At 40.7% G+C, this 25,017-nt stretch carries 23 protein-coding genes and 1 other RNA gene; 8 read left to right on the top strand and 16 right to left on the bottom strand.

All coding sequences use genetic code 11. The features are described 5' to 3' along the window. The first annotated feature begins 67 nt into the window (after window positions 1–67). The gene (locus tag ACX3PU_RS05400) at window positions 68–1,588 is read left to right on the top strand and encodes a GNAT family N-acetyltransferase (protein WP_459083902.1); all 1,521 of its coding nucleotides are present in this window, start codon (window positions 68–70) and stop codon (window positions 1,586–1,588) included. Between the two features lie 912 nt (window positions 1,589–2,500). Beyond that, window positions 2,501–2,941, top strand: a complete 441-nt coding sequence (locus ACX3PU_RS05395) for a hypothetical protein (protein WP_459083901.1) — start codon at window positions 2,501–2,503, stop codon at window positions 2,939–2,941. Window positions 2,942–2,996: 55 nt separating this feature from the next. Here ACX3PU_RS05395 and kdsA read toward each other — a convergent pair whose 3' ends face one another. The 3 genes from kdsA to ACX3PU_RS05380 all read right to left on the bottom strand — a co-directional run bounded on the left by kdsA (window position 2,997) and on the right by ACX3PU_RS05380 (window position 8,030). Further along, entirely contained in the window at window positions 2,997–3,806 is an 810-nt protein-coding gene (gene kdsA / locus ACX3PU_RS05390; RefSeq protein ID WP_459083900.1) for a 3-deoxy-8-phosphooctulonate synthase, read from the bottom strand. Window positions 3,807–3,840: 34 nt separating this feature from the next. After that, window positions 3,841–4,389, bottom strand: coding sequence for a DUF1697 domain-containing protein (locus ACX3PU_RS05385; RefSeq protein ID WP_459083899.1), 549 nt, complete (start codon window positions 4,387–4,389; stop codon window positions 3,841–3,843). 158 nt (window positions 4,390–4,547) lie between these two features. Next, complete coding sequence (locus tag ACX3PU_RS05380) at window positions 4,548–8,030, bottom strand: glycosyltransferase family 117 protein (protein ID WP_459083898.1); 3,483 nt, start codon at window positions 8,028–8,030, stop codon at window positions 4,548–4,550. 213 nt (window positions 8,031–8,243) lie between these two features. On the opposite strand from ACX3PU_RS05380, the gene ACX3PU_RS05375 reads away from it, so the two are divergent. The 3 genes from ACX3PU_RS05375 to rnk all read left to right on the top strand — a co-directional run bounded on the left by ACX3PU_RS05375 (window position 8,244) and on the right by rnk (window position 11,142). Then, window positions 8,244–9,281, top strand: coding sequence for a PLP-dependent cysteine synthase family protein (locus ACX3PU_RS05375; protein WP_459083897.1), 1,038 nt, complete (start codon window positions 8,244–8,246; stop codon window positions 9,279–9,281). Between the two features lie 98 nt (window positions 9,282–9,379). Continuing rightward, window positions 9,380–10,636 (top strand): aminotransferase class I/II-fold pyridoxal phosphate-dependent enzyme, encoded by a 1,257-nt coding sequence (locus tag ACX3PU_RS05370; RefSeq protein WP_459083896.1) that lies wholly within the window; start codon window positions 9,380–9,382, stop codon window positions 10,634–10,636. A gap of 95 nt (window positions 10,637–10,731) precedes the next feature. Then, window positions 10,732–11,142 (top strand): nucleoside diphosphate kinase regulator, encoded by a 411-nt coding sequence (rnk, locus tag ACX3PU_RS05365; RefSeq protein WP_459083895.1) that lies wholly within the window; start codon window positions 10,732–10,734, stop codon window positions 11,140–11,142. Between the two features lie 89 nt (window positions 11,143–11,231). Here the strand turns inward: rnk and ACX3PU_RS05360 are convergent, their stop codons facing one another. Together ACX3PU_RS05360 and atpD are read right to left on the bottom strand one after the other, a co-directional pair. Then, window positions 11,232–11,513 (bottom strand): FoF1 ATP synthase subunit delta/epsilon, encoded by a 282-nt coding sequence (locus tag ACX3PU_RS05360; RefSeq protein ID WP_459083893.1) that lies wholly within the window; start codon window positions 11,511–11,513, stop codon window positions 11,232–11,234. Window positions 11,514–11,563: 50 nt separating this feature from the next. Further along, complete coding sequence (gene atpD, locus ACX3PU_RS05355) at window positions 11,564–13,069, bottom strand: F0F1 ATP synthase subunit beta (protein WP_459083892.1); 1,506 nt, start codon at window positions 13,067–13,069, stop codon at window positions 11,564–11,566. Window positions 13,070–13,285: 216 nt separating this feature from the next. Here atpD and ACX3PU_RS05350 point away from each other — a divergent pair, with 216 nt between their 5' ends. Beyond that, the gene (locus ACX3PU_RS05350) at window positions 13,286–14,209 is read left to right on the top strand and encodes a bifunctional riboflavin kinase/FAD synthetase (RefSeq protein ID WP_459083891.1); all 924 of its coding nucleotides are present in this window, start codon (window positions 13,286–13,288) and stop codon (window positions 14,207–14,209) included. A 145-nt stretch (window positions 14,210–14,354) separates the two neighbouring features. On the opposite strand, the gene ACX3PU_RS05345 is transcribed toward ACX3PU_RS05350, so the two are convergent. After that, window positions 14,355–14,708, bottom strand: a complete 354-nt coding sequence (locus tag ACX3PU_RS05345; protein ID WP_459083890.1) for an MmcQ/YjbR family DNA-binding protein — start codon at window positions 14,706–14,708, stop codon at window positions 14,355–14,357. Window positions 14,709–14,797: 89 nt separating this feature from the next. Here ACX3PU_RS05345 and ACX3PU_RS05340 point away from each other — a divergent pair, with 89 nt between their 5' ends. After that, complete coding sequence (locus ACX3PU_RS05340; RefSeq protein WP_459083889.1) at window positions 14,798–15,448, top strand: NAD(P)H-binding protein; 651 nt, start codon at window positions 14,798–14,800, stop codon at window positions 15,446–15,448. A gap of 53 nt (window positions 15,449–15,501) precedes the next feature. On the opposite strand, the gene ACX3PU_RS05335 is transcribed toward ACX3PU_RS05340, so the two are convergent. The 8 genes from ACX3PU_RS05335 to ACX3PU_RS05300 form a co-directional block, all read right to left on the bottom strand. Continuing rightward, window positions 15,502–16,074 carry a glutathione peroxidase gene (locus tag ACX3PU_RS05335; protein ID WP_459083888.1) on the bottom strand — a complete coding sequence of 191 codons (573 nt, stop codon included), beginning with the start codon at window positions 16,072–16,074 and terminating at the stop codon, window positions 15,502–15,504. 39 nt (window positions 16,075–16,113) lie between these two features. Beyond that, the gene (locus tag ACX3PU_RS05330) at window positions 16,114–16,785 is read right to left on the bottom strand and encodes a LolA-like protein (protein ID WP_459083887.1); all 672 of its coding nucleotides are present in this window, start codon (window positions 16,783–16,785) and stop codon (window positions 16,114–16,116) included. Window positions 16,786–16,818: 33 nt separating this feature from the next. Continuing rightward, window positions 16,819–17,568 (bottom strand): 3-deoxy-manno-octulosonate cytidylyltransferase, encoded by a 750-nt coding sequence (kdsB, locus tag ACX3PU_RS05325; RefSeq protein ID WP_459083886.1) that lies wholly within the window; start codon window positions 17,566–17,568, stop codon window positions 16,819–16,821. Window positions 17,569–17,624: 56 nt separating this feature from the next. Beyond that, window positions 17,625–18,878, bottom strand: coding sequence for a pyridoxal phosphate-dependent aminotransferase (locus ACX3PU_RS05320; RefSeq protein ID WP_459083885.1), 1,254 nt, complete (start codon window positions 18,876–18,878; stop codon window positions 17,625–17,627). Between the two features lie 256 nt (window positions 18,879–19,134). Then, the gene (locus tag ACX3PU_RS05315) at window positions 19,135–20,847 is read right to left on the bottom strand and encodes a phospho-sugar mutase (RefSeq protein ID WP_459083884.1); all 1,713 of its coding nucleotides are present in this window, start codon (window positions 20,845–20,847) and stop codon (window positions 19,135–19,137) included. A 13-nt stretch (window positions 20,848–20,860) separates the two neighbouring features. After that, the gene (locus ACX3PU_RS05310) at window positions 20,861–21,565 is read right to left on the bottom strand and encodes a GIN domain-containing protein (protein WP_459083883.1); all 705 of its coding nucleotides are present in this window, start codon (window positions 21,563–21,565) and stop codon (window positions 20,861–20,863) included. 1 nt (window position 21,566) lies between these two features. Beyond that, window positions 21,567–22,517 carry a glycosyltransferase family 2 protein gene (locus ACX3PU_RS05305; RefSeq protein ID WP_459083882.1) on the bottom strand — a complete coding sequence of 317 codons (951 nt, stop codon included), beginning with the start codon at window positions 22,515–22,517 and terminating at the stop codon, window positions 21,567–21,569. A gap of 52 nt (window positions 22,518–22,569) precedes the next feature. Next, window positions 22,570–23,151: a DUF4199 family protein gene (locus ACX3PU_RS05300; protein WP_459083881.1), complete on the bottom strand. Its 582-nt coding sequence runs from the start codon at window positions 23,149–23,151 to the stop codon at window positions 22,570–22,572. Window positions 23,152–23,225: 74 nt separating this feature from the next. On the opposite strand from ACX3PU_RS05300, the gene ffs reads away from it, so the two are divergent. Beyond that, window positions 23,226–23,323: signal recognition particle sRNA small type (ffs, locus tag ACX3PU_RS05295), an RNA gene on the top strand. A gap of 8 nt (window positions 23,324–23,331) precedes the next feature. On the opposite strand, the gene ACX3PU_RS05290 is transcribed toward ffs, so the two are convergent. Beyond that, the gene (locus ACX3PU_RS05290; protein ID WP_459083880.1) at window positions 23,332–24,012 is read right to left on the bottom strand and encodes a metal-dependent hydrolase; all 681 of its coding nucleotides are present in this window, start codon (window positions 24,010–24,012) and stop codon (window positions 23,332–23,334) included. A 57-nt stretch (window positions 24,013–24,069) separates the two neighbouring features. Further along, window positions 24,070–25,002, bottom strand: coding sequence for a 1,4-dihydroxy-2-naphthoate octaprenyltransferase (gene menA, locus ACX3PU_RS05285; RefSeq protein WP_459083879.1), 933 nt, complete (start codon window positions 25,000–25,002; stop codon window positions 24,070–24,072). Window positions 25,003–25,017: the final 15 nt, after the last annotated feature.

Genomic DNA, 25,017 nt, shown 5'->3' with positions numbered 1-25,017 from the left:
TTCCACTTCGCTTGTTCGTAGAGAATAGGCGGCATATTTTTTGTAAATTTCAGCCAAATAATTCACCATGCAAGTTGACATTCGAAGATTAAATGTAGACGATTACGATAGCTTAATAGAGGTAATGAAAAAGTCTTATCCTGAAATGCGGGACGATGTTTGGGACAAGCGAAACATTCAAAAATTAACCTCCATCTTTCCTGACGGTCAGCTCTGCGTGACGGTCAATGGTAAAGTAGCTGCCGCCAGCCTTTCGATTATCGTACAATACGAGCTCTATGGCGATGACCATACCTATGCGGAAATCACAGGCAACTCTAGCTTCAACACGCACTACAATTCAGGTAATGTCCTGTATGGAATTGAAATGTTTGTAGATCCCGAGTACCGATCCTTGCGACTAGGAAGAAGGCTGTACGATGCCAGAAAAGAACTCTGTGAAAACCTGAACTTAAAATCCATTGTCATTGGAGGAAGAATTCCGAACTACCATGAGCACATGAAGGAGCTCACTCCAAGACAGTACATACAAAAGGTTCGTAAGAAAGAAATCTACGATCCTGTACTTACCTTTCAGCTCTCCAATAGTTTTCAGCCGATCCGCATTCTTAAGAATTACTTGCCAGGAGACAGTTCCTCGCAAGACAATGCAGTCCTATTAGAATGGAGCAATATCTATTACAGCAAAAGGCCGAACACGATGCAAGACAGCGTGGTAAGACTGGGCCTTGTCCAGTGGCAAATGCGCCATTTCCCTACCATTGAAGCGTTCTACGAACAAGTGGAATTCTTTGTCAATGTCATGGGCGATTACAAATCGGATTTCGTGCTGTTTCCTGAACTTTTCAATACCCCTCTGCTCGCTCCTTTCAACCATCTCTCAGAAAGGGAAAGTATGCTTGAACTTGCCAAACTCACAGAAGAAATCAAAAAACGAATTTCCGAGTTTGCCATTAGTTATAATGTCAATATTATTGCGGGGAGTATGCCCTTAGAAGAGAACGGAGAGATCTACAATGTATCCTATTTGCTTCATCGCGATGGGAAAGTGGATGAGTATAGAAAGATCCACATCACACCCAACGAAAAAAGGTGCTACGGAATGAAAGGCGGAAACGAAATAAAAGTCTTTGACACTGATTGTGGAAAGATTGGACTTGCCCTCTGCTACGACGTAGAGTTCCCAGAACTCCCAAGGCTTTTAGCCGATATGGGCATGAAAATCCTTTTTGTCCCTTACCTTACCGATACGCAAAATGCCTACACCCGTGTAAGGCACTGCGCGGCCGCTAGGGCGATTGAAAACGAATGCTATGTGGCCATCGCGGGATGCGTTGGAAATTTACCGAAGGTAAACAACATGGACATCCAATACGGAAAAGCGGCCGTGTTTACCCCTTCCGATTTCCAGTTCCCTTCGAACGCGCTTAAAGGAGAAGCAACCGCCAATACAGAAATGACCTTGATTGTAGATGTGGATCTAAATCTTTTAAAAGAACTGCATCACAACGGAGCCGTGCGCACATTAACCGATCGAAGACAGGATCTCTACCAAGTGAATTTAACTAAAAATCCAGAGTCCTTGTAAACCAAGAACCCTGGATTCGTTTCTTGACTTCCGAACTTTTTTTAATCGTTCTTGTAACTATCTTATTTCGTGCTTATTGTTGAATTTTTCATCACCAATTTGGGTGACGCAAGGCGCTTTTTTAGGTATATTTGTGAATGATTATATGGAAAAAGAAGACACCTTATTTATATCGGAAAATTTTTTAGCATCTTCTTTATAAATAATAGGCTTAAACTTTTCTTTATTTAACGGATAGTCCTCTAACAAATATTTTCTATTAATAGGATTAGAAGACCCATAACCGTAAGTAGGTTCTTTACTCAATAAGATGTGGTAATTTATCACTATAACATACCGTAAGATAACCAAGGTTTGATTCAAATAAACCGGTTTTAGGTTTTGTCATCCCATAATATTTACCGGGTATTAGATACATTGGTTGATTTGAAAAAGGAATGGTTTTGTTCAAACTCTATAAACAAGCGTACTATAGCACATTCCACTACAATCAGTATTTTTAAATAGATTTCCTATATAATCTATGTTTTTTAGGACCTCTTAATGGATCTGATGATTAAAGTTTGTAAACTTCAACACGTCTATTCGTGTAGTTTTTATATCCAAGAGAATGTCCTGCTCGTTACTATCACCGATGTATTACAGTGACTAAACATCATTTCAATTTCGTTAGTAGGAATCTTCAAAGTCGCTTAGATAGCCCGTTGTGCGACATTGATCATTTTACTTGCATGAGGTCGATATGATAAGAATATAATTATATTCAGGTATATGTATTGTGAATATTAAATAATTTGTAGATTTACCTTGCATATTTCAATTTAGCGGTCGCTTTTAAAAACTATCCGTGAGCTTCTTCAATATGGGACACGATGCTTTAAAGAATTTTGTAGAAAAACAAAAAACACCATAATGAAAAAGATATTATTATTGTTATTGTTAAATTTTTGTTTATTTAGCTGTTACTCTCAAAAATCGAATTCAGATATAGTATATTTTTTGCCCAGTTCTGTCAATGATATACTTAATGGAGAACTTCAAAAAAGAACCATCAATAAAAGAGAAATTTATTTAGTTTTAGATAAAGAAGATGCAGATACTTACATAATATATCTAAATGAACTCTCGAATTCCTCAGAAAACATTTGGGTTGAATATAGTAATAGATCTGTTTTTTTACAAGGAAAATCAATCCCACTTTATTTTTATTCTGATGAATATTTTTCGTTTGCGGAACGAGGGGATAAAGTTTTAAAAAAACTTGGAACGGAAGAAACTATAAAGAAAAGCATAAGTAATAGAGAGAATTCTTTTAGAGTCAAATTTAAACTTAACGGAGAAATCGTAAAATAATAACAAAGAAGCCACTCAATGAGTGGCTTCTTTGTTATTACAGTTAAAAAGAGGCTTAAAGAATCGCTTCTCTCACTCGTGTAAGTCTTTCTAAAAGTCCATCGAGCAAATCCAATTGAAGCATGTTGGCTCCATCCGATTTGGCTACGCTTGGATTTTTATGCGTTTCAATAAAGATTCCGTCTGCGCCCACCGCAATTCCTGCTTTGGCAATTGTTTCGATGAGTTCGGGACGTCCTCCGGTCACTCCTGAACTTTGGTTGGGCTGTTGAAGGGAATGCGTTACGTCCAAAATCACGGGTGCGTAGTTTTGCATCACGGGAATTCCACGGAAATCCACCACCAAATCTGAATACCCAAAAGAGTTTCCTCTTTCAATGATGGCCATTTTTTCATTTCCAGACTCTTTTACTTTGTCCACCGCAAATTTCATGCTCTCTGGAGATAAGAATTGACCTTTTTTAAGCGTGACACATTTTCCCGTCTTGGCGGCTGCCACGACAAGATCCGTTTGTCTTACTAGAAAAGCCGGAATCTGTAATACATCCACATACTTCGCGGCAAGGCTCGCATGGTCAATCTCATGAATATCCGTGGTGGTAGGGATCTTATAGTGGTCTCCTACTTTTTTGATGATTTCAAGCGCTTTTTCATCGCCGATTCCTGTAAATGAATCGATACGGCTACGGTTTGCTTTCTTGAAACTCCCTTTAAAAATATAAGGAATTTTATACTTATCACTGAGTTCCATAACTCTCTCTGCGATTTCAAAGGCCATCTCTTCTCCTTCGATGGCACAAGGACCTGCGATGAGAAAAAAGTTTTTTGAATCTTTATGCTTGATCGTACCTAAAAATTGAATCATAGGGTGTGTTTATTTCATTTTTGGAGCGCTTATCTTAGGGCTCTATTGTCGTTAATTGTTTACTTATCTTCTCTATTGTACTTCGATTTCTTGTCGTAACCAGCGTCTTTATAGCGCGCCTCGCAAGACTTTTGGACACTCTCGAATCGACGGTTGAATTCTTAGGAACCTGCCAATACAAGTGATTGCGCGATACCTGAAGGGTTTCCCCTTCTAAAAGGGTTTGGTCCTTCACCTGCCCCAAAAGCCACTCTCCACTTTCTTCACTCAAAACCATATAGGTATGGAGCTGTTCACTTGGTTCCAGCGGATCGCTTTGAAGGAGAGAGTCAATTTCCTGTTTTGTGTAGAGAAACACCTCGGTTTGAAAATCAAAATTTTCTTTAAGGCGGTTTTCCAAAAAGCTCTTTAGCTCTGATTTAGGCAGTGAACTTAAAAACAGTACGTTACCTGAGGCCAATACGGCTTTCACATTCCTCACGTGCTCTGCTTCAAAAGCTTGAACCAACGCCTGCATTTTTATCCTTGAACCCTGCACATTAATGGCTCGAAGAAAGGCGCAGTATGGAACAAGAGATTTCATCAGAAGTTTTAAAAGTTAGGCATCAAAGTTTATACCCTGCAAAAATAAGGCTAATTTTGGAAAGTGACGCTAAGGAGCCCAAAATAGAAATTGCCCAATTGAAAACACATTTCAAATTGGGCAACTTCCTAAGTAAGTCAATTGAATTTAGGGCGCTATTACTGGGTTAATTGCATAAGCTGCGTTTCAATTTGTTTCAATTTTTCAGGACCATAGGTCGAGTCATAAGGCTTAAAAGCCTCAAATAGATAGTGGTAGAAAGGAATTATATTCTGAAGCTTATCCGCTTCACTGTACGCTTTCTCTTTCCCCATGGCTTCTAAATTTTTCATAAGAGCCGAGTAACGCTTATCGATTGGCGTAAGCCCTTTAACCAAATTGTCATAGGCTTTTTTACTCTCACCCCTCGCTTCGTAGGCTTCGCTGACTGCGCTCACAACCATCGAATATTCCAAAGGTTTGGTACGCAAAGAACGGCCTGCAAAACGCTGTTCCTCTTTAGAAAGACGGGTATAGTAATCGTATTCTTCAAAAATTCCTTTGATTAAGTCCTGAGCTAGGGAGAGTCCCTTTTGGTCTTGTCCTGCGAGAATATACCCGTAGACTAACGTACTTAATGAACGTGGATCGTTATACTTTTGAACTGGAATTTCCGCTGAAGCGAGATCGAGTAGTTCAATCGCTTTGGCTTTTTGTCCCGAATTCACAAGCGCTTCTGAGGCCCGACCCACAGAATTTCTGTAGCCTATGATATTCTGCGTGCAAGTCTCATCAAAATGCACGGAGAGATCTTTGAAGTTCCCCCAACGGTAATTTTTGACAATGGAATAAAGGGACTCACCATCTACTCTACCAATCTCACCCGTTCCACTTTCAGGTGTATGTATAGGAACCAATCGATAGGAGAATCCGTCGTATTGCAAATACTCATTTAAATAGAATATGTTTTCATTGTCATATACGCCTCCTGTGGAGAAATTGATTGGACGCTTCCAATCAAAATTGGCAAGGATATCCAGCATCATCAAATTGTTTTTAAACAAATTGGTTCGCGTATAATCGATTGTAATCTCACTCACGATTTTGTCCTGATCCTGAGGCTTTACAATCCCACTTTTCAGTACGTTTTGTTTGTTCACTGGAATCACCAATTTAGAAACCGGAAGGATATTGAATCTTTCGTATTTGCTTTCTCCAAAAAGAAGTTTCAAGATCGCCTCTTTTCCAGGGGATTTTTGTTTTAAAAAGGCAAGCGCCTCTTTAATAGGCATGGAGTCCATGTCTTTGAATTTCTGAAACTCTTGCATCTCAGCGCTCGAAAGTCCTCTGGCTCCGGGATCGCTCAGCAAATCTTGCCACATGTCTTTGCGCATGACATAGATTTGATCGTTTACGCCTTCGCGGTACTCCGCATGGGTCAGAGTAGAGGGAATCGGCATCGAGTTGTAGGTTCTTCTTTTGACTTGGTCAATATTCCAGGGAGTCGAAAGCAAGGTGAAATTAACCACTTTCACATCGTCTCTAAAGCGTTCAGTTTCTTGGATTGCCCACACAGGATAGGTATCGTTGTCACCATAGACAAACAGAAGTCCATTGTCTGGGAGACTCTTCAGGGTGGAATAGGCAAAGTCATACGCCGCGGAACGACCGCTTCGGTCGTGAGATGCATAATTCTGGAATCCCATCATTGCCGGAACTCCTAACAAAACCACGCCCCCTACGAGCACGGCAGCTTTGGATTTAACTCTCTTTTGCAATTCAAAAAGAATCGCTCCTGCGCCCAGACCAATCCAAATGGCAAAGGCAAAGAAAGACCCGACCATGGCGTAGTCCCTTTCTCTTGGTTCAAAAGGTTTCACCCCGGTATAAAATATAATGCCCACGCTTGTTAAAATGAAAAGCGCAAGAATGGCATAAAAGCGACCAAAATCCTTATTCAATTGAAAATACATCCCTAGCAGTCCTAGAAGAAGAGGCAAGAAATAAAATGCCACTGTACTTTCGTTTTTGTATTTCGCAGGCACTTGGTCTTGGCTTCCCCAAAGTGCATTGTCAATAAAGGAGATACCGGAGATCCAGTTTCCTCGGTTGTTCTCCATATGGCCTTCAAGATCATTCTGACGACCTACAAAATTCCACATTAAGTAACGAACAAAATAGAATCCATTTTGAAAAGTGACAAAATAATCAAGATTTTGGGCAAACGAAGGTCTTTGCACATTGATTAGGTTATAAGGCTTAATTTGAAGATAGTCGTCTACCGTGATTTCGCCACTATCGTACTTCGCTCTTAGCTCGTCAAAAATCTGATGGGCTTCTTGAGAATCCGCGTAATCAGGATTGTCGAAATTAAAAGTAAAGTCTGGCGCTCCGTACATGGAGATATAATTAGCCATGACATCCTTATCGTCGTTAAACATACGAGGCATAAGGGAGATATGATCGGGAGAATACACGTAATTAAAACGTTCCCCTACTTTTCTATAGGAATTTGTGGATTCATCTTTTTCATAAACGTCTCCCGTTTTGTTTTGCTTGTAAGACCCGTCCTCATTTTTGGCCATGCCATCAAAATCAAGTGCTTGGGTGTAATTTTGCCCTTTGAATAGAGGCCAATCGCCGTACTGTACTCGGTTGTAATAATCGAGCATTCCAATGGCGTTGTCAGGATTGTTTAGATTCATGGGCGGGTTCGCGTTGGCACGAATTGGAATTACAAGCCAGCAAGAAAAACCAACAATCATGAAAACCACCGATAGCGCAGTGGTTTGAACGAGCGAGGATGTTTTTCTCGCAAACTTTACGACAAAATAGCCTCCTCCGAGCAAAAGCAAAAACGCAATCAGTGTACCGGAGTGAAAAGGAAGTCCAAGTCCGTTCACTGTGAAGATTTCAATTTTTCCGAAAAGACTCATCACCGCAGGGAAAATCAGCTTAAACACGAAAATAAGCACCCCTAGAGTGATTAAATTGGCGTAGAGAAAACTCTTCCAGGTGAACTCATAGTTTCTCGTATAGTAAATAAGGCAGACGGCAGGAATCACGAGCATGGCCATCATATGCACACCCACGGACAGCCCAACGGTAAAGGCAATTAAAATGAGCCATCGCTCATTTCCTTTCTCGCCATACTGAGACTCCCACTTGGTGATCAACCATAAAATCAGGGCTAAAAAGAGAGAAGCCATCGAATAAACCTCTCCTTCGACCGCTGAAAACCAAAACGTATCGGAAAAAGCAAAAGCTAAAGAGCCTACAAGTCCAGAGAAAAGGATGGTGATTTGCTGATTGAGTGAAAGAGTGGCGTTCTCTTTGCTTATAATTCGACTGAGCAAATGAGTCACAGTCCAGAAAAGGAAAAGAATGGTAAGGGCTGAGAAAAGAGCAGACATCGCATTAATAACGAGAGAATAATTGGCTCCATCCCCTAAGGCGAACATCGCGAAGACCGCTCCTACCAATTGAAAGAGTGCAGCTCCCGGTGCGTGGGTTACTTCTAGTTTCACAGCGGAAGAAATGTATTCTCCTGTGTCCCAAAAGCTAAACTTTCTCTCCATTGTAAGAAAGTAAGTAAGTAAAGATACCCCAAATACACCCCATCCTAAGACCGTATTCCAAGTCTTAAACGTCCAGTTTTTCATTCTTATATATTAATGATGCGAAAATAGGATTTTTTATCTTAAAAGCGTGAGTTCTTGCTCCCTAAATTTATGTCTATAAGCGATTCTTAAGACTTCTATTCTCTCGTATACATCCTGTCAAGTGCATAGGTTTGCTTGGGAAAAGAAAGGACAACGTTCCCCTAAATCAATAATTTTTCGTATTTTTGCCCATGCTTTTTAGCACCATTTAAAATGACAAAAGTTTACAATAACATTCTGGAGCTGATTGGGAAAACACCCTTGGTGAAACTTAATCATGTGACTGAAAACACGCAGGCTACTGTCTATGCAAAGATTGAAGCTTTCAATCCGGGACATAGTGCAAAAGACCGCATTGCGCTTCATATCATTGAGAACGCAGAAAAGAAAGGACTTCTAAAAGAAGGATCTATTATTGTGGAAACAACCTCCGGAAACACGGGATTTTCCGTAGCCATGGTAAGTGTCGTGAAAGGATACAAGTGTATTCTTGCCGTGAGTGACAAAACCAAACCTGAAAAAATCGCATTTCTTAAGTCCCTAGGGGCCGAAGTACACATTTGCCCTGCAAATGTCGCTCCTGAGGATCCAAGATCGTATTATGAAGTGGCCAAACGCATTGCGAAAGCCACTCCGAATTCTATATACATAAATCAGTATTTTAACGAACTCAACACAGAGGCACATTACCTCACTACCGGTCCTGAAATTTGGGAACAAACCCAAGGAAAGATCACGCATCTTTTTGCTTGTACTGGAACAGGAGGCACCTTAACGGGTACGGGAAAATATTTGAAAGAACAAAATCCAAACATCAAGGTAATTGGTGTGGATGCTGTAGGCTCTATTTTAAAAGGCTATTTTGATACAGGGAAAATAAACCCTGAAGAGATTGGTCCCTATCAAATTGAAGGTATGGGAAAAAATTTAATTCCCGGCGCTCTCCTTTTTGATCAAATTGATTCCTATGTTCGCGTCAACGATGAGGACTCTGCGTACCGCACGCGAGAGATTGCTCTGCGTGAAGGCATTATGGGAGGCTATACCACGGGAGCCGTAACGCAAGGCTTTTTGCAGTATTGTGAGGAGAATGATTTACGCTCTACGGATCTTGCCGTTCTAATATTTCCAGACCACGGTTCTCGCTACATGACCAAAGTTTATAGCGACGAGTGGATGCTTGAGCAAGGCTTTCAAACTACGCTTGAGACCAGTGCCGATTCTCCCCTTGCACCGGAATGTGCAGACTAAGAGAAAAACGGGGTTAACTCTCAGGTCTTTGCCCTAGCAAAAGACCAAAAAATATGTAAATTTTCAGTAACTTTGAAACTTAATAAATTACTCAATTAATGGTAGATATATTTGATCGCATCGAGCAGAATCCTGGACCTCTAGGACAATTTGCAGATTATGCAGAAGGATACTTTATTTTCCCAAGACTAGAAGGGCCGATTGGACCTAGAATGAAATTTCAAGGACGGGAAGTTATTTTTTGGTCGGCGAACGACTATTTAGGACTTTGTAACCATCCCGAAGTTTTGGAGGCAGATGCAAAAGCAGCTGCACAATACGGAATGTTTTACCCAATGGGCGCTAGAGCCATGTCTGGGGAAACAGATCAACACTTAGAATTAGAAAGAGAACTTGCTTCTTTCATTAAGAAGGAATCCGCTTACTTATTAAACTTCGGATACCAAGGAATGGTTTCCACGATTGATGCTCTTTTATCAAGACACGATGTTGTCGTATACGACGCTGATTCTCATGCCTGCATCGTAGACGGTGTGAGACTTCACATGGGGAAAAGTTTTACCTTTAAGCACAACGATATGGCAAGCTTAGAGAAAAACCTAGCCAGAGCTACGAAAGTGGCCGAAGAGCAAGGCGGTGGAGTTCTTGTCATTACGGAAGGTGTTTTTGGAATGAGAGGACAGCAAGGAAAACTAAAAGAAATATGCGCTCTAAAAGAAAAGTTCAGCTTTAGACTCTTGGTTGACGATGCTCACGGGTTCGGAACCTTAGGGGCTACCGGAGCGGGAGCGGGCGAAGAACAGGGATGTCAAGATCAAATTGATGTGTACTTCTCTACCTTTGCTAAGTCAATGGCAGGATTCGGCGCTTTTATTGGAGGGAATAAAGAAATCATCCGTTACCTTAAATTCAACCTTAGATCTCAAATCTTTGCAAAATCCCTGACCATGCCTATGGTTATTGGTGGACTTAAGCGTTTAGAACTTTTGAGAACGAGACCGGAAATTAAAGCGAAATTATGGGAAAACGTAATCAAACTTCAAACGGGTCTTAAAGAAAGAGGATTCAATATTGGAGAAACCAACACTTGCGTAACTCCCGTAATGATGCAAGGTTCCACAGTAGAGGCTACTCTACTAGTGAAAGACTTAAGAGAAAATTTCGGAATTTTCACTTCCGTAGTAATCTACCCTGTAATTCCAAAAGGAATGATTCTTTTAAGATTAATTCCAACTGCATCTCATACAGATGCTGAAATCAATGAAACACTTGCTGCATTTGAAGCCATCCATAGCAAACTAACCGACGGATACTACAAACAAAAAGCAGAATTAATAGAGAAGCAAAACTTATAGTTTTAAACCTTGTAAACTTTTTTAAAGTACTATACAAAACCGTTTGAAACTATTCAAACGGTTTTTTTACGTCTATAAACCAAAACCAAATTAATATGAACAATCTAATTGTAAACAAAAACGACTATGCAAAGATTTTCCAATGCATCAGTTCTGCAAAACAAGACGGCAGCATAAAACCAGCGGAAGCAGAACAACTATCCAAGGAACTAAAATCTGCAAAACTTGTAGATCCCAAGGATGTTCCATCGGATGTGATCACGATGAACTCTGTAGTGAAATTCCATTTTGCAAATGCAAAAACGCAAAACGAAATCAAACTCGTCTATCCAAGTCAAGCCAATATAAAAGAAAAGAAAATTTCTATTTTCTCAGCTGTAGCCATCGCACTGATCGGATACAAAGTAGGCGATGAAATCGATTGGCAGCTTCCTTCAGGATCCACTAAGATTATCATTGATCAAATTATTTACCAACCGGAAGCGGAGGGTGATTACGAAGCGTAAACTTCGAGTTAGAAAATCACCTAGCTTTCACATAGCAAAAGACCCCTACAATAAGTAGAGGTCTTTTTTGTGTTTATACTCTTTTAAGCTTAGTCAGCTAGAATAATTCCTTTTTCATGATTGAATTCCACGACACCGCTCTTGATCTCGTAAGAGAAGACAGAGTCTTTCTCATTCTCTTTCGTGAAATATTTAGCAAACTCATCGCTAATTTCATTCGTATAAAGTTTGATCTTACCAAACCCTAAAGAAGAAACGATGGCTGCGTGATTCTTCATGATATGAAACTCACCTGCTTTTCCAGGAAGTAAAACGGATTTCACTTCTCCTTCAAATACAACGAACTCTGGAGTTAAAATTTTAATATTCATACGTTTTTGCTTTGGGCTTTAAGCTTTAGGCATAAAGCGCTTTTAACTTCTTACGCTTCTGCAAGCATTTTCTGACCTGCTTCGATCGCTTCCTCGATGGTTCCTTTAAGGTTAAAGGCCGCTTCTGGATATTGATCTAACTCTCCATCAATAATCATATTGAATCCTTTGATGGTGTCTTTGATGTCTACAAGAGCTCCTTTAAGACCTGTAAACTGTTCTGCTACGTGGAAAGGTTGAGATAAGAATCTCTGAACTTTTCTTGCACGGTTTACAGAAAGTTTATCTTCTTCTGAAAGTTCTTCCATCCCAAGAATTGCAATAATATCTTGAAGTGCTTTGTATTTCTGTAGAATTTCTTTTACTCTTTGTGCACAATCGTAATGCTCAGCTCCTAAGATCTCAGGAGTTAAGATTCTTGAGGTAGAAGCAAGTGGATCAACCGCTGGATAAATACCAAGGGAAGCAATTTTTCTATCAAGTACGGTGGTTGCATCAAGGTGGGCAAACGTTGTTGCCGGAGCCGGGTCGGTAAGGTCATCCGCAGGTACGTAAACCGCTTGTACAGAAGTAATCGATCCGTTTTTAGTAGAAGTAATTCTCTCTTGCATCGCACCCATTTCAGATGCTAAGGTCGGTTGGTATCCTACCGCAGACGGCATACGTCCTAGAAGGGCAGAAACTTCGGAACCTGCTTGAGTGAATCGGAAAATGTTGTCTACGAAGAAAAGTACGTCTCTTCCTTGACCTTCTCCATCTCCATCTCTAAAGTACTCAGCAATGGTAAGACCCGAAAGCGCTACACGAGCTCTTGCTCCTGGAGGTTCGTTCATCTGACCAAAAACGAAAGTACATTTTGAATCTTTCATTTCTTCCAGATTCGCTTTGGATAGATCCCATCCGCCTTCTTCCATAGAATGCATGAAATCGTCTCCGTATTTTATAATGCCTGATTCTAACATCTCTCTAAGCAAGTCGTTCCCTTCACGGGTTCTTTCTCCTACTCCAGCAAAAACGGAAAGTCCTCCGTGTCCTTTTGCGATGTTATTAATTAATTCCTGAATTAGTACGGTTTTCCCTACTCCAGCACCACCAAAGAGTCCAATTTTACCCCCCTTTGCATAAGGCTCTACAAGGTCAATAACTTTAATCCCTGTAAATAGTACTTCTGCAGAAGTGGTCAATTGGTCAAATTTAGGAGCTTCTCGGTGAATTGGAAGTCCGCCTTCTTTTGAAAGGGAAGGAAGTCCATCAATGGCGTTACCCACCACGTTGAAAAGTCGACCGTATACCCCTTCGCCTGTCGGCATGGTAATTTGATTTCCTAGGGCGATCACTTCCTGTCCTCTTTGAAGACCGTCCGTAGCATCCATTGCGATGCATCGTACAGAATCTTCACCGATGTGTTGCTCTACCTCTAGAATCAACTTTTCACCGTTTGAATAGGTCACCTCCAGCGCGTCATAAATATTGGGAAGCTCTTGAGCATCTCCAAAAACAACGTCGATTACCGGACCAATAATTTGAGAAATTTTTCCTTTAATTTGGTTTGCCATTGCTAAATTTTTTCTTGAGTGCAAATATAATGATATTTAACAGATTTGCAATTTCAATTTCCAAGATTTTTATCATGATTTTTATCTGCTCCTTCTTTTCTTAAAAAGCAAAAAATCAAAGTACTGACGATTTTGCCTGGGTCTTCCAACGGGTCTCGCGCATTCATGGTTTGAAGCTCATTTCAATTTATTACTTTTGCACCTAAATTAAATCGCTTGGAAGTATACCAAAATATAAAGGAGAATATGAGCAGTGGCCCTGTGGCACTCTCTCTTGGCATGTTTGATGGAGTTCATTTAGGGCATCAGTCCATTATAAAGAAACTTCAAGAACGCGCCGAGTCTCGCCAATTAAGAACTGGTATTCTCACATTTTGGCCGCACCCAAGACTCGTTTTTAATCCCAATGATTCTTTAAAACTGCTTAGCACCTTGGAGGAAAAATGCCATCGATTCGAAACTCTAGGGATTGATTTTCTCCAAATCCAAGACTTTTCTCCGGAATTTAGAAACCTAAGCGGTACCGAATTTGTCGAGGAAATCCTCGTGAAACGGTTAAAAGTGAAACATCTTATCGTCGGATACGACCATGTCTTTGGAAAAAACCGCAGCGGAAATTTTCAACTTCTTGAATCGCTCGCTCCGAAATTAGGTTTTGAAGTCGAACAAATGGAAGCCGTAAACCTTCATTTGGAAACGATTTCTTCGACTAAAATTAGGGAAGCATTAGAAGAAGGAAAAATTGGGCAGGCCAATGCCATGCTAGGGTATGACTACAGTCTCACGGGAACTGTGGTTCATGGAAAAAAACTAGGACGTACCCTTGGCTACCCTACTGCAAATTTCGAGGTGAGTCCCCTAAAACTCCTTCCCCAAAAAGGCGCCTACATTGTCGAGGTTTTCCATAAAGGAATACCGCACAAAGGAATGCTCAGCATCGGAACGAACCCTACGGTTGGAGGAGAGCGTCTCACAGTGGAGGTCAATCTGCTTGACTTTAACCAAGATCTTTACGGACAGCAACTGGAAGTGCATTTTAAAGAATTTCTTCACGAAGAAATAAAATTTGAAGGCCTTGAGTCACTAGTAGAAAAACTAAAAGAGGACGAACGTAAAACCAGAGATTTTTTCCTGGATTAAAAGGTTTTATTTAATTCCAGTACAACATGCCTTGGTAGCAGCTTTTGCGTATAAAGACTTTCACTTATTTTGGTTAAGGAGTAACGCTGAATCTCGTTTGTATTTAAAAGATTGTTTCCTCTTAAAAACAGATTCAGTTAATCCCTTACCCTTCTAAAATCCCTTCCCTGTCCTTACGGCTTAGCGAATTGAAAATCAACTCATAAGAATGGTCTATTAATTTAAATAACAGGTCGCTTGGGACGCCTTCTGGCTCTACAGAATTCCAATGGGTCTTGTTCATATGGTAGGCCCCCTTAATCTGACTATAAGATTCCCGTAGCTGCTCGCTCCAATCTGGAGCGGTCTTAACCGCAAAGCTTAAAGGAACGGCATCAAGTGAAAGAAGCAAAAACATTTTTGTTCCGACTTTAAAGACTAAAGTGGTTTGATTAAAAGGAAAACTTTCGCTGACTCCCTTTTTTCCGAGACAATACGTGCGAATCTGTTCTGCATCCATAGTGACGTAATTTTGAAATTATAGTTTAAGGGCAGTGGCTCAAAATGTAATTCAAAAGTAGTAAATTCGGTACTTATACCAAGAAAAAAATGAAAGCACTTGTAATCGGCGCCACGGGCGCGACCGGTAAAGATTTAGTGGAGCAGCTACTAAGAGATCCTGATTTTGATTCCGTCCATGTTTTTTCTAGAAGACCTTTAGACTATACGGATCCAAAACTCCATGTAGAGATCGTTGACTTTGAAAAACCACAAGCTTGGAAGTCCCTACTTCAGGGCGAAGTGGCGTTCTCCTGTCTTGGTACTACACTTAAGGCTGCAGGAGGAAAACAGGCGCAACGTAAGGTCGATTTTGAATATCAACTCAACTTTGCAAAAGGATGCAGAGAAAACCACGTCCCACACTTTGTTTTAATCTCTTCGTACGGAGCGAATGAAAATTCAAAACTTTTCTATTCAAAAATGAAAGGGGAATTGGAACAGGAAATCCGCTCTTTACACTTTGAAAAACTTACCGTTTTTCAACCGGGCATGCTAGAGCGTAAAAAGAGCGATAGACCCAGTGAAGTTTTGGGTGCCACGGTTCTTAAATTTCTCAATCGATTGCATTTACTGCAAAAGCTAAGACCCTTAAAAACAAGCACCCTTGCACAAGCGATGGTTCATAGCACCAAAATAAAATCCAGTGGAGAATCGGTCATCTCTCTAGGATCCATATTTAGCTTTGCTAAAAAGCCATAAAAAAGCCTTCCATTTTTTGGAAGGCTCTTAGTATAGATAGACAAAGTGCTCTATTATAAGTGCTTCGTAATCGCCTGGTCCGTAGGTTTGGTCGTACTAATATAAGTATCCACTAGTTTTCCATTTTCGTCTAGTAAGAATTTTGTAAAATTCCATAGAATGGTGGTATTCTTTACCCCATTGAGTTCTTTTTCCGTCAGGTATTTAAAGATAGGGGCTGTGTCGTCTCCTTTTACAGAAACCTTGGCAGCCATTGGAAAGGTTACTCCAAAATTCTTTTCGCAAAATGCACCAATTTCTTCGTTCGTTCCGGGCTCTTGAGAACCGAAATTATTTGCTGGAAATCCTACCACCACAAGTTTATCCCCATAGGTTTTGCTTAAGGTTTCTAGATCGGCATACTGAGGCGTAAATCCACACTCAGAGGCCGTATTGACAATCAGAATATTTTTGCCTTTAAAATCAGCAAAATTAATCTCACCTCCGTCAAGGCTCTCTACTTTAAAGTCATATATTGTTTTTCCCATCTGCTCTTTGGTTTTTTCCTTTGATGTTTCGCTTTTCTGGTTCATGCACGACTGCACAATACTCAAGGCGGACAACAATAAAATAAATACTTTTTTCATCGTTTCCTTATTTTTAGGTTTCTACTAATCCGTTTTGAATTAGAATTTAAATGCAGAGGCTGGAATCTCCTTATTCACCTCTATTTTTGTAATGAGCATTACATAATCAGACTGCTCACCTTCGGTTTCACTCGCAATACGATGTGCAAACAGCAAATTGCCTACCTTTTCATAATCCGAATACAAAAGAGTTTCGTCTTTCTTTTCTTCTTTTAAAAGCATGTAGGTTTTCGTATCAAAATAATACACCGTGCGGTTCACATTCTTCAGTAGCTCGACTTTATAACAGTACTTATCCCCTACCTTTTCTTTCCCTAAATACTTGGCTTGAAACCCCTTGTTTTCAAAATCAATAAAATCATTATCAAAACTCTCAGGGCTATAGCTTGGATACTTCTGAAGCTTGTTTGCCGCGTAATTCATCGCATACCCGTCCTTTCCGTCGTACCCTTCAATGGCCATGTTCTTCTTACCAATGGTAATCATGGTTTTGGTTAAATTGGGTCTCTGTTGATAGATCCGAATCGGATACTCATCTTTGATTCCTAAGGTGACTTTTCCAGAAAGGATCACAGAGTTCAATAACTTCCAATTGCGAAGACCTCCGGAGAGCTCAATATTTTTTTCAATAATTTCCTTGCCTGTTTGTGAAAACGCAAATTGTGAGAAACTCACAAAGAGAACAAAGAGTATTTTATAGAGTACTTTCATATTTGATTAATGACCAAAGATAAAATATTTTATTTAAAACGGGTTGTTTTCCTTCCTAGAACTTAAGAGGGCTCTCGCTTTTTCTAAGTCCTCAGGTACGTCAATCCCGACGCCTACAAAATCGGTTTCTACCATCTTTATTTTCATACCGTGTTCAAGGTACCGAAGACACTCGATTTTTTCTGAAATTTCAAGGGGTTTCTGCTCCAGCGAGGCAAAGGACAGAAGCGCCTGTTTTCGAAAGGCATACACCCCTACGTGCTTGTAATAATGGACTTTTTCACTTCGTTCTCTTGGAAACGGAAGAACCGACCGACTAAAGTAAAGGGCGTACCCTTTTTCATCCGTAATGACCTTCACATGGTTTGGATTTTCAATATCCTCCCACTCTTTCATCTCAATTTTTAGCGAAGCTAAAGAGATTTCTTTATTCGCATCCTTCTCAAAAACAGAAATGAGTTGTTCAAGAGGACCTGCTTTCAAAAAGGGTTCATCACCCTGCACATTGATCACAATATCACAGTCTAAATCCTTAATCGCTTCTGCAATGCGATCACTACCGGTTTCATGCTCCCCTGTGAGCACCGCATTTCCTCCGTGGGAAACAATTTCCTCATAGATAAGGGGGCTGTCCGTGGCCACATGAACCTGATCAAACAGTCCTGTCTCCACCACGTTCTGATAGGTCGTTAAAATAACAGACCGATCGCCTAGTTTTTCTAAGAGTTTGCCTGGAAAACGGCTCGCCTCATAGCGAGCGGGGATCACTGCAATGGTTTTCATAAATAGAAATTTTAAAATAGGGTGCGCACTTTGCGCACGATCGATTGAATATAAACTTAGCTCAATTTAGAAAGTGCCGCTTCCAATCGAGGAAAGAGCTCTTTAATTTGCTCAAGGCTTAGCCCTCCAACCGAGGCTCTAAACCAGGGCATCTCAGGGCTCGCGCCAAAGGCGGAGAAAGGAACCAAGGCTACGCCTGCGTTTTCTATTAGATAGAAAACCAAATCGCTGGAAGATTCAATCAAACTACCGCTAGGCTGCTTCATTCCTATATAATCAAGCTTCACTGTTAGGTACAAAGCTCCCATCGGCTCAATACTGTCCGTCGAAAATCCTTTTTCTTTAAGCGTTTGAATTCCCCCGTGAAGCGTTTTAAGACTTTCATTTAATTTGCCCTTATACTCCTCTACATAGGTATCTACTTTTTCACTTTCATTTAGAAACTCACCCACCGCTTTCTGTTCAGGTTTAGGTGCCCAAGCTCCCACGTGACCTAACAGAGCTTTCATTTTGGAAATGACTTCGCTCGGACCAAAGCCCCATCCCACGCGAAGTCCAGTGGCGGCAAAGCATTTGGAACTCCCATCAATAAAAACGGTGTACGCACGCATTTTTGGATTGAGCGATACAGGGTTAAAATGAGTTTTATCAAACGTGAGAAGGGCATAAATCTGATCGTACAAAAGATAAAGAGGCTTTTGATCTGAAGATCTTGATTCGTTTTCTTTCACGACCAACTCACAAATTTCTTCCAATTGTGATTTCGAAAACATAGTTCCTGTCGGGTTCAATGGAGAACAAAGTGCTAAAAGGGTCGCGCCTTTTAAATGCGGCTCTAGCTCACTCGCGGTAGGGAGAAAGAAATTTTCTTCTGAGGTTTGAATTTCAATTTTTTCCGCCTGGGAAAGGTAAGAATAATGATTGTTGTTCCAGGAAGGAACCGGATAGACCACCTTATCCCCTGGATCTACTAACGTTTGAAACGCTGCATAAATTAAAGGTCTTGACCCTCCGGCCACTAGAATATCCTCTGGACTGTAGTCTAACCCATAACGAGAATCTAAATCTCCAGAAATGGCCTCTCGGAGCTCCTTTACTCCGTTTGCAGGAGGATAGTTTGTCAAATTATGATCGTACGCAATTTCAATCCTTTCTTTTAAAAAACTAGGAATGGGATACAAATCCGAATTAAGGTCTCCAATCGTTAAATTGGCGATATCGGCCCCTTGGGCTTTCATTTCATTCACTTGATTTCCAATCTTAATGATTTCCGAGCCGATCAAATGGGCGGCGAGTCGAGATACTTTCACTTCTTTAGGGATTTTGTTTTGTACTACTTTCTATCTTTTGACTAACACGTTTACTTTTTACTCTCTTCATTCTGAAATTCTAAAAAAGGCAGGTTAAGCCCTATCCTATTCTAAATCAATTGATTAATCTATAAATTTCAGGCTTTCAAAAATACAAAAATAATTCTGAACCGAGAGGTCATTCCTAGTGTTTAGCCCTCAGATTTATCAAAAAAATACGGTCTTCAGTTAAGAAGACCGCTCTTTTAAAAATCATTTACAGATTTAAGTCTGTTTTTATTTCTTGCAATTTAAGTTCTAAATTTTCTATTTTAGAGTTAAATTCTTCTTTCTTATCCAAGGTATCTTTTAGCGAAACATAGAACTTAATTTTAGGTTCGGTTCCTGAAGGTCTCACGCAGACTTTGGTTCCGTCCATCGTATAATAGATAAGTACATTGCTCTTTGGAATCCCGTCCATTGGACCGGTTTTCCCAGTGGATACCCGAGTGCAGCTCTGAGACTGAAAGTCTTTTATTTCTTCCACAGGAGAACCGGCAAGCGTTTTTGGAGGATTCTCACGGAACTCACGCATCATTTCTTGAATTTCTAAGGCTCCTTGTTGCCCCTTCTTTACAACGTTTATTAGTCCTTCGTAGTAAAGGCCAAGATCCTCATAAATTTCAATTAGGTATTCGAACATTGTGGTCCCTCTCGATTTGCACCAAGCGGCAATTTCACAGGCCAAAAGGATGGATCCACAGGAATCTTTGTCTCTAACAAAGTCCCCCGTCATAAAGCCGAAACTCTCTTCGCCTCCACAAATAAATTTCTCCTCTCCCTCGTGATCCCGAATCATTTTTCCAATCCATTTGAATCCGGTGAGTCCCACTTTGCAGTCCACTCCAAATTTCTCTGCAATGTCAAAGAAAATATCCGAGGTTACAATGGTGGAACCAATGAATTCTTTGCCTTTAATCTTGCCCTTCTTTTTCCATTGTTCTAGGATGTAATAAGTAAGGATTGTATTGCATTGGTTGCCATTGAGAAGTTGCATTTCTCCTTCTAAATTTCGAACGGCAATGCCTAATCGGTCTCCATCCGGATCCGTTCCAATGACGATGTCTGCATTGGTCAATTTCGCTAAATCTAAAGCCATTTCTAAGGCTGCAGGTTCTTCAGGATTTGGACTTTTCACCGTTGGGAAATTCCCACTAGGAATCATCTGTTCTTTGACTAGGTCTACTTTCTTGAATCCCACCTTCTCTAAGGCTTGGGGAACGGTTGTATAGGTCGTTCCATGGATAGAAGTAAAGACGATGTTTAAATCTTCAAAGCCTACTTTTTGGTAAATGGAATTCTCTATACAGGCCTTTATATAAGCCTCGTCCGCGGTTTCATCTTGCCATTCAATTAAGGCGTCGTTTCCACCAAACTTGATTTCATCAAATTTCACAGAGTAAACTTCTCTTATAATCGCTTCGTCATGCGGAGGTACGATTTGAGCTCCGTCATTCCAATATACTTTGTAGCCGTTGTATTCAGGAGGATTGTGCGAAGCGGTAAGTACGATACCTGCATTACAGTTCTTATTTCTTACCGTAAAGGAAAGCTCAGGTGTCGGTCTGTGCTCTTTGAACAAAAGCACTTTAATTCGGTTGGCCGTTAAAACATCCGCTACGAGTTTTGCAAATTCTTTTGATTTGTGACGTACGTCGTACGCAATCGCTACTTTGATTTCTTCCGAAGGAAATTGCTCGTGCAGGTAATTGGCAAGACCCTGTGTGGCCTGCCCAAGCGTATAGCGGTTGAGACGATTGGTCCCTACCCCCATGATACCTCTCATGCCTCCGGTTCCAAATTCTAACTCTCTATAAAAACTATCTTCTAAATCCGGAGAATTGGAATCAATAAGTGCCTGTACGAGTCCTTGGGTCTGAGCATCAAAAGGATCGCTCAGCCATAATTTTGCTTTTTCCAATGTTGTCATATCACTTGGTTTTTTAATTTAACTGCTTTTGCTCTACTTGAACCGTGGATTCTTTCTTCAAGGCTGTGGTAGGCGTATTGTAATACAAAAGCTTTGTCGTGTTTTTAATCTCCCCTTTCAAGGTATCCACAGCGTGCACCTCGACATAAGGACCGTTTTGAGCCTCTAGTTTTAGCGTACCAATTTCAAAATAAGGAGCAATGATGTGAGCCGTATCTTGAATCTTAATTTGCGCTAAATTCGAGGAACCTGAGAAATTGGCTCTCGCCAAACTGCTCATATCAATAGAAGTATTTGAAAATTCCAGCGCTCCAATAAATTTGGCTTGGTCTTTTAATTTCAGCGCTAAGGACTCCCCCTTGATGGCGCCTGAAATGGAAAGCTCCACTTGATCTCCCACTTCAATAGAGGTTGGCACAGAGGACGAAAAGATCGTTATATTGTAAAAGTCTCCTCCTTTTGTTTCTCTCTTTTCTTTGATGGAGAGCGCCCCGTCGTTTTGACTAATGTCTAAGTTTTTGATGAAGTTCCCGTAGGTTTCAATATAGATTTCATTCGCGCTGTTTCGAACATAAAACACACGAAATTTCCCATCCAATTCAAGTGTTTTAAAACTTTCGATTGGAACTTCTTTACTTTCTAAATCGCCTTTCGGTGAAACCTCTCCACAGGCGCTTAGAAGTAGCAGTAGGATCAGATAAAATGGACTGTTTTTCATTTTAGATTACATCTTCAATATGGTAATTTTCGTGATCTCGGTTGGTTCGGATCAAAAGTTCGCCAAGGAAACCTCCAATAAAAAGTAAGGTTCCTAAAGTCATCATGGTAAGGGAAATATAAAACCATGGATTTTGGGCAATTAAGCTCCCATAAATTCCTTTGGAAACATTAATCAATTTGGAGATACCTAGCCCTAAAGCGCTAAGCAGTCCCACCACAAACATTAGAGTTCCCAAGGCTCCGAAAAAGTGCATCGGTCTTGCTCCAAATCGACTCATAAACCATAAGGTGATTAAGTCCAAAAAGCCTCGAATGAAACGTTCGGTCCCAAATTTAGAGACTCCGTAAGGCCGAGCTTGGTGCTGAACCGGTTTTTCCGTAATGTTCCTAAACCCTGCATTGGCTGCGAGGACCGGAATGTACCTGTGCATATCTCCATGCACGTCAATGGTTTTCACTACTTTTTTTCGATAGGCTTTTAATCCGCAATTAAAATCATGCAAATTGACGCCTGACACTTTTCTTGCCGCCGCATTAAAAAGCTTGGAAGGCAGATTTTTAGTCATCACGTTGTCGAACCTCTTTTTCTTCCAGCCGGAAACAATATCGTATCCCCCTTCGAGAACCATTCGGTAGAGTTCCGGAATTTCCTCAGGGAAATCTTGCAAATCCGCATCCATGGTGATCACGACATCCCCTTCGACCCTTTGAAAAGCCGCATGCAAAGCCTGCGATTTTCCATAGTTTTTGGCAAAACGGATTCCGTGCACCTGGGGGTGCTGTATTTTAATATTTTCAATAATGCTCCACGAAAGATCCGTGCTTCCGTCGTCTACAAACCACAGTTCATAGCTAAGATTTTCAGTGCGGCAGACCGTGTCGATCCGTGTAAAGAGTTCCTCTAGGGAATCTTCTTCATTGAGTAGCGGAATTACTAGAGACAGATTCAAACGATAATATTTAGAATTTAACAAGCGATTAAAAAACTTGACTTACGCAAATTTACGCATAAGTTCTCGTTCTGAAAAAAGATCCAAAAAATAAAGAAAACAAAAGGAAAAAGGCGCAGTAGCCAGCAAAAACATACCCAAAGTATTTCATGGAGAACATATCTTCCCCTACTTGTCTTTTGTTTTCAATCCGCTCTTTCCCTTGAGCGTACTTCTTTTCAATGTCTTTCATCTCCTCACTCTCGGGTTTAAAGACATTCTTTCCTTTGTTGTATTCTTCATCGAGTGAGCGTTCAAAGCTCTCGATGTATTGGTAATTTAAAAGATCCTTACTGTCTTTATCCACATAATTTAAGTACACAAAAATAGAGGCAATGGAAAGCAGACCGCCTACGAACATAGGCATGAAGGCTCTTCCATAGGCTTCCTTAAAACTTACCTTCTCTGAGTTTTTCACAAAGGTAGTGACGGAGAAAAAGGCCCCTAAAGCAAAGACAAAGGGTAAGAAAAAAGCACTAAGTGTGATCGAAGTTCGGTAGTAATTGATGTCTCGAAAAAATATATTGGTAATGAAAAAACCGATCATGACGACGATAAAGAGCATGAATCCAGTGGTATAAACATTTTTGAACATAAAGTGATATAAGAATTGATTAATAATTTTGAATGGATATTTTGAATTTTAAATAATTGCCTTATCTTTGCACTCGGCAAGTCCTACACAACCAGCTCCTGAGAATCCTCCAGGGCGGGAACGCAGCAAAGGTAATTGGTTGTAGCGGTGTGATGTAGATCGCTTGCCGTTTTTTTATGCCTATACCTCAAAACTTTCCCCTACTTTAGGCAAAATAAGTTCCACCCCTTTTTCTTTGAAACTAGCCTGAGCCGACTCATGGTTAATTTTAATTGCATCAAACGTATCAAAATGACATCCGATCACTCGGGGCGTATTTAAGAGTTCTGACGCAGCAAAACTAGCTTTGTTCGCGCACATGGTATAATGCGACCCAATCGGAAGAATAGCGGCTGTAATCGCTCCGAACTCTCTTGGGAAGATGGCCATATCTGCCATCACGCCCGTATCGCCCGCAAAATATAGATTTTTGCCTTCGTATCGGAACATATACCCACAAGGTACTCCTCCATACGATCCGTCCGGAAACGAGCTCGTATGCTGCGCAGGAAGCATCGTGATCTTTAGATCTTCCAGCTTTGCAGAACCGCCCAAATTGATGTCAATTTGGTTTTTGCTTTTGAAATAATCGCAAATTTCAGGTTGTCCTATGACCACAGCCTCAGGATACGCCTTTAAAACTTTGTCTACATCCGCGATATGGTCCCCATGCGCATGGGTAATTAAAATGTAATCGATTTTTTGGTTCTCAAGTTGAAAACCTGAGAGCTTCTCTTGAAACGAATAAAAAGGATCGCTTAAAATTACTTGGTCTTTGTAGGTAAACAAAAAGCAATTTTGTCCTAAAAATTGTATTTTCATTGTATTTATTTTTAGTTCACTCCCTTGATTTTAAAAGCCAAAAAAGTGAACGCAGTATTAATTAAAAAAGGTGAGCCCTGCCGCTAGTAAAATACTTACGGTTAGGGTCTGAATGCCCAATTGTTTTAGGAACGGATCAAGTTCCTCTGGGGATTTGGTTTGCAAAATGCGTCGTCGTAAGGCCGCCATAGGAAAGAGCATAATCATGACGATAAATGCATAATATTGGCCTTTTTCGTGGAATTGATTGAGCATCAAAAACACCAAAATAAGAATAATTGGCAGTTGCAAAAGAACCATTTCGTAGACCATTGCGTAGCGATACCCAATCTTCTGAGCAAAGGTCTTTTTTCCTGAAGCTTTGTCGCTCTCAAAATCCCGCATGTTATTTAAATTCAATACCCCTGTGGCAAGCAGGCCAATGGCCGCTGCAGGCACAAGTACATCGTAGTCAAAGGATTTGGTGAAAAGGAAGTAACTTCCCATTACGGCCACAAGTCCAAAAAACAAAAAGACCATCAGATCCCCAAGTCCTAAATATCCGTAAGGCTTCTTGCCTACTGTATATCCGATGGCAGCAAGTATAGAGGCCACTCCAAGTCCCAAAAAGGTATAGAACTCTTGGTTGAGTCCATAGCGCCAAAAGGCCTGATATAAGAGTGCTAGCGTCGCCAAAAGCGAAAGTGCCGCCAAGACGATCACCGCTTTTTTCATTTGGTCGGCTGTAATTTTTCCCGAACCTACAGCCCTTGCTTCTGCTTTCGAAGAGCGAAGTGCATCGGTTCCCTTGATGCCATCGCCGTAGTCGTTGGCAAAATTCGATAGAATTTGATAAAGGAGTGTGACGAGTAGTGCAAGTGCAAACAGGCTCCAATCCCAAAACTCTCCTCTTTCTTCCAAACGCCATTTGGCGATAAACGAGCCCACGATAATTCCACTCACCGACAAAGGAAGTGTTCTTAGACGTGCAGCTTTAATCCATTCTGTCATTCTTGTATTCTCTAC

It is taken from the genome of Chryseobacterium sp. A301 (assembly GCF_054489425.1).
This window is presented reverse-complemented; position numbering and strand designations above follow the sequence as displayed.

Coding starts and splice junctions, on each gene's coding strand:
- ACX3PU_RS05315 (WP_459083884.1), bottom strand. CDS start 20,847: ATGACAACATTGGAAAAAGCAAAATTATGGCTGAGCGATCCTTTTGAT.
- ACX3PU_RS05340 (WP_459083889.1), top strand. CDS start 14,798: ATGAAAGCACTTGTAATCGGCGCCACGGGCGCGACCGGTAAAGATTTA.
- ACX3PU_RS05310 (WP_459083883.1), bottom strand. CDS start 21,565: ATGAAAAACAGTCCATTTTATCTGATCCTACTGCTACTTCTAAGCGCC.
- ACX3PU_RS05395 (WP_459083901.1), top strand. CDS start 2,501: ATGAAAAAGATATTATTATTGTTATTGTTAAATTTTTGTTTATTTAGC.
- ACX3PU_RS05370 (WP_459083896.1), top strand. CDS start 9,380: ATGGTAGATATATTTGATCGCATCGAGCAGAATCCTGGACCTCTAGGA.
- ACX3PU_RS05380 (WP_459083898.1), bottom strand. CDS start 8,030: ATGAAAAACTGGACGTTTAAGACTTGGAATACGGTCTTAGGATGGGGT.
- ACX3PU_RS05375 (WP_459083897.1), top strand. CDS start 8,244: ATGACAAAAGTTTACAATAACATTCTGGAGCTGATTGGGAAAACACCC.
- ACX3PU_RS05345 (WP_459083890.1), bottom strand. CDS start 14,708: ATGGATGCAGAACAGATTCGCACGTATTGTCTCGGAAAAAAGGGAGTC.
- ACX3PU_RS05300 (WP_459083881.1), bottom strand. CDS start 23,151: ATGTTCAAAAATGTTTATACCACTGGATTCATGCTCTTTATCGTCGTC.
- ACX3PU_RS05360 (WP_459083893.1), bottom strand. CDS start 11,513: ATGAATATTAAAATTTTAACTCCAGAGTTCGTTGTATTTGAAGGAGAA.
- ACX3PU_RS05335 (WP_459083888.1), bottom strand. CDS start 16,074: ATGAAAAAAGTATTTATTTTATTGTTGTCCGCCTTGAGTATTGTGCAG.
- ACX3PU_RS05290 (WP_459083880.1), bottom strand. CDS start 24,012: ATGAAAATACAATTTTTAGGACAAAATTGCTTTTTGTTTACCTACAAA.
- kdsB (WP_459083886.1), bottom strand. CDS start 17,568: ATGAAAACCATTGCAGTGATCCCCGCTCGCTATGAGGCGAGCCGTTTT.
- atpD (WP_459083892.1), bottom strand. CDS start 13,069: ATGGCAAACCAAATTAAAGGAAAAATTTCTCAAATTATTGGTCCGGTA.
- ACX3PU_RS05400 (WP_459083902.1), top strand. CDS start 68: ATGCAAGTTGACATTCGAAGATTAAATGTAGACGATTACGATAGCTTA.
- ACX3PU_RS05385 (WP_459083899.1), bottom strand. CDS start 4,389: ATGAAATCTCTTGTTCCATACTGCGCCTTTCTTCGAGCCATTAATGTG.
- rnk (WP_459083895.1), top strand. CDS start 10,732: ATGAACAATCTAATTGTAAACAAAAACGACTATGCAAAGATTTTCCAA.
- kdsA (WP_459083900.1), bottom strand. CDS start 3,806: ATGATTCAATTTTTAGGTACGATCAAGCATAAAGATTCAAAAAACTTT.
- ACX3PU_RS05330 (WP_459083887.1), bottom strand. CDS start 16,785: ATGAAAGTACTCTATAAAATACTCTTTGTTCTCTTTGTGAGTTTCTCA.
- menA (WP_459083879.1), bottom strand. CDS start 25,002: ATGACAGAATGGATTAAAGCTGCACGTCTAAGAACACTTCCTTTGTCG.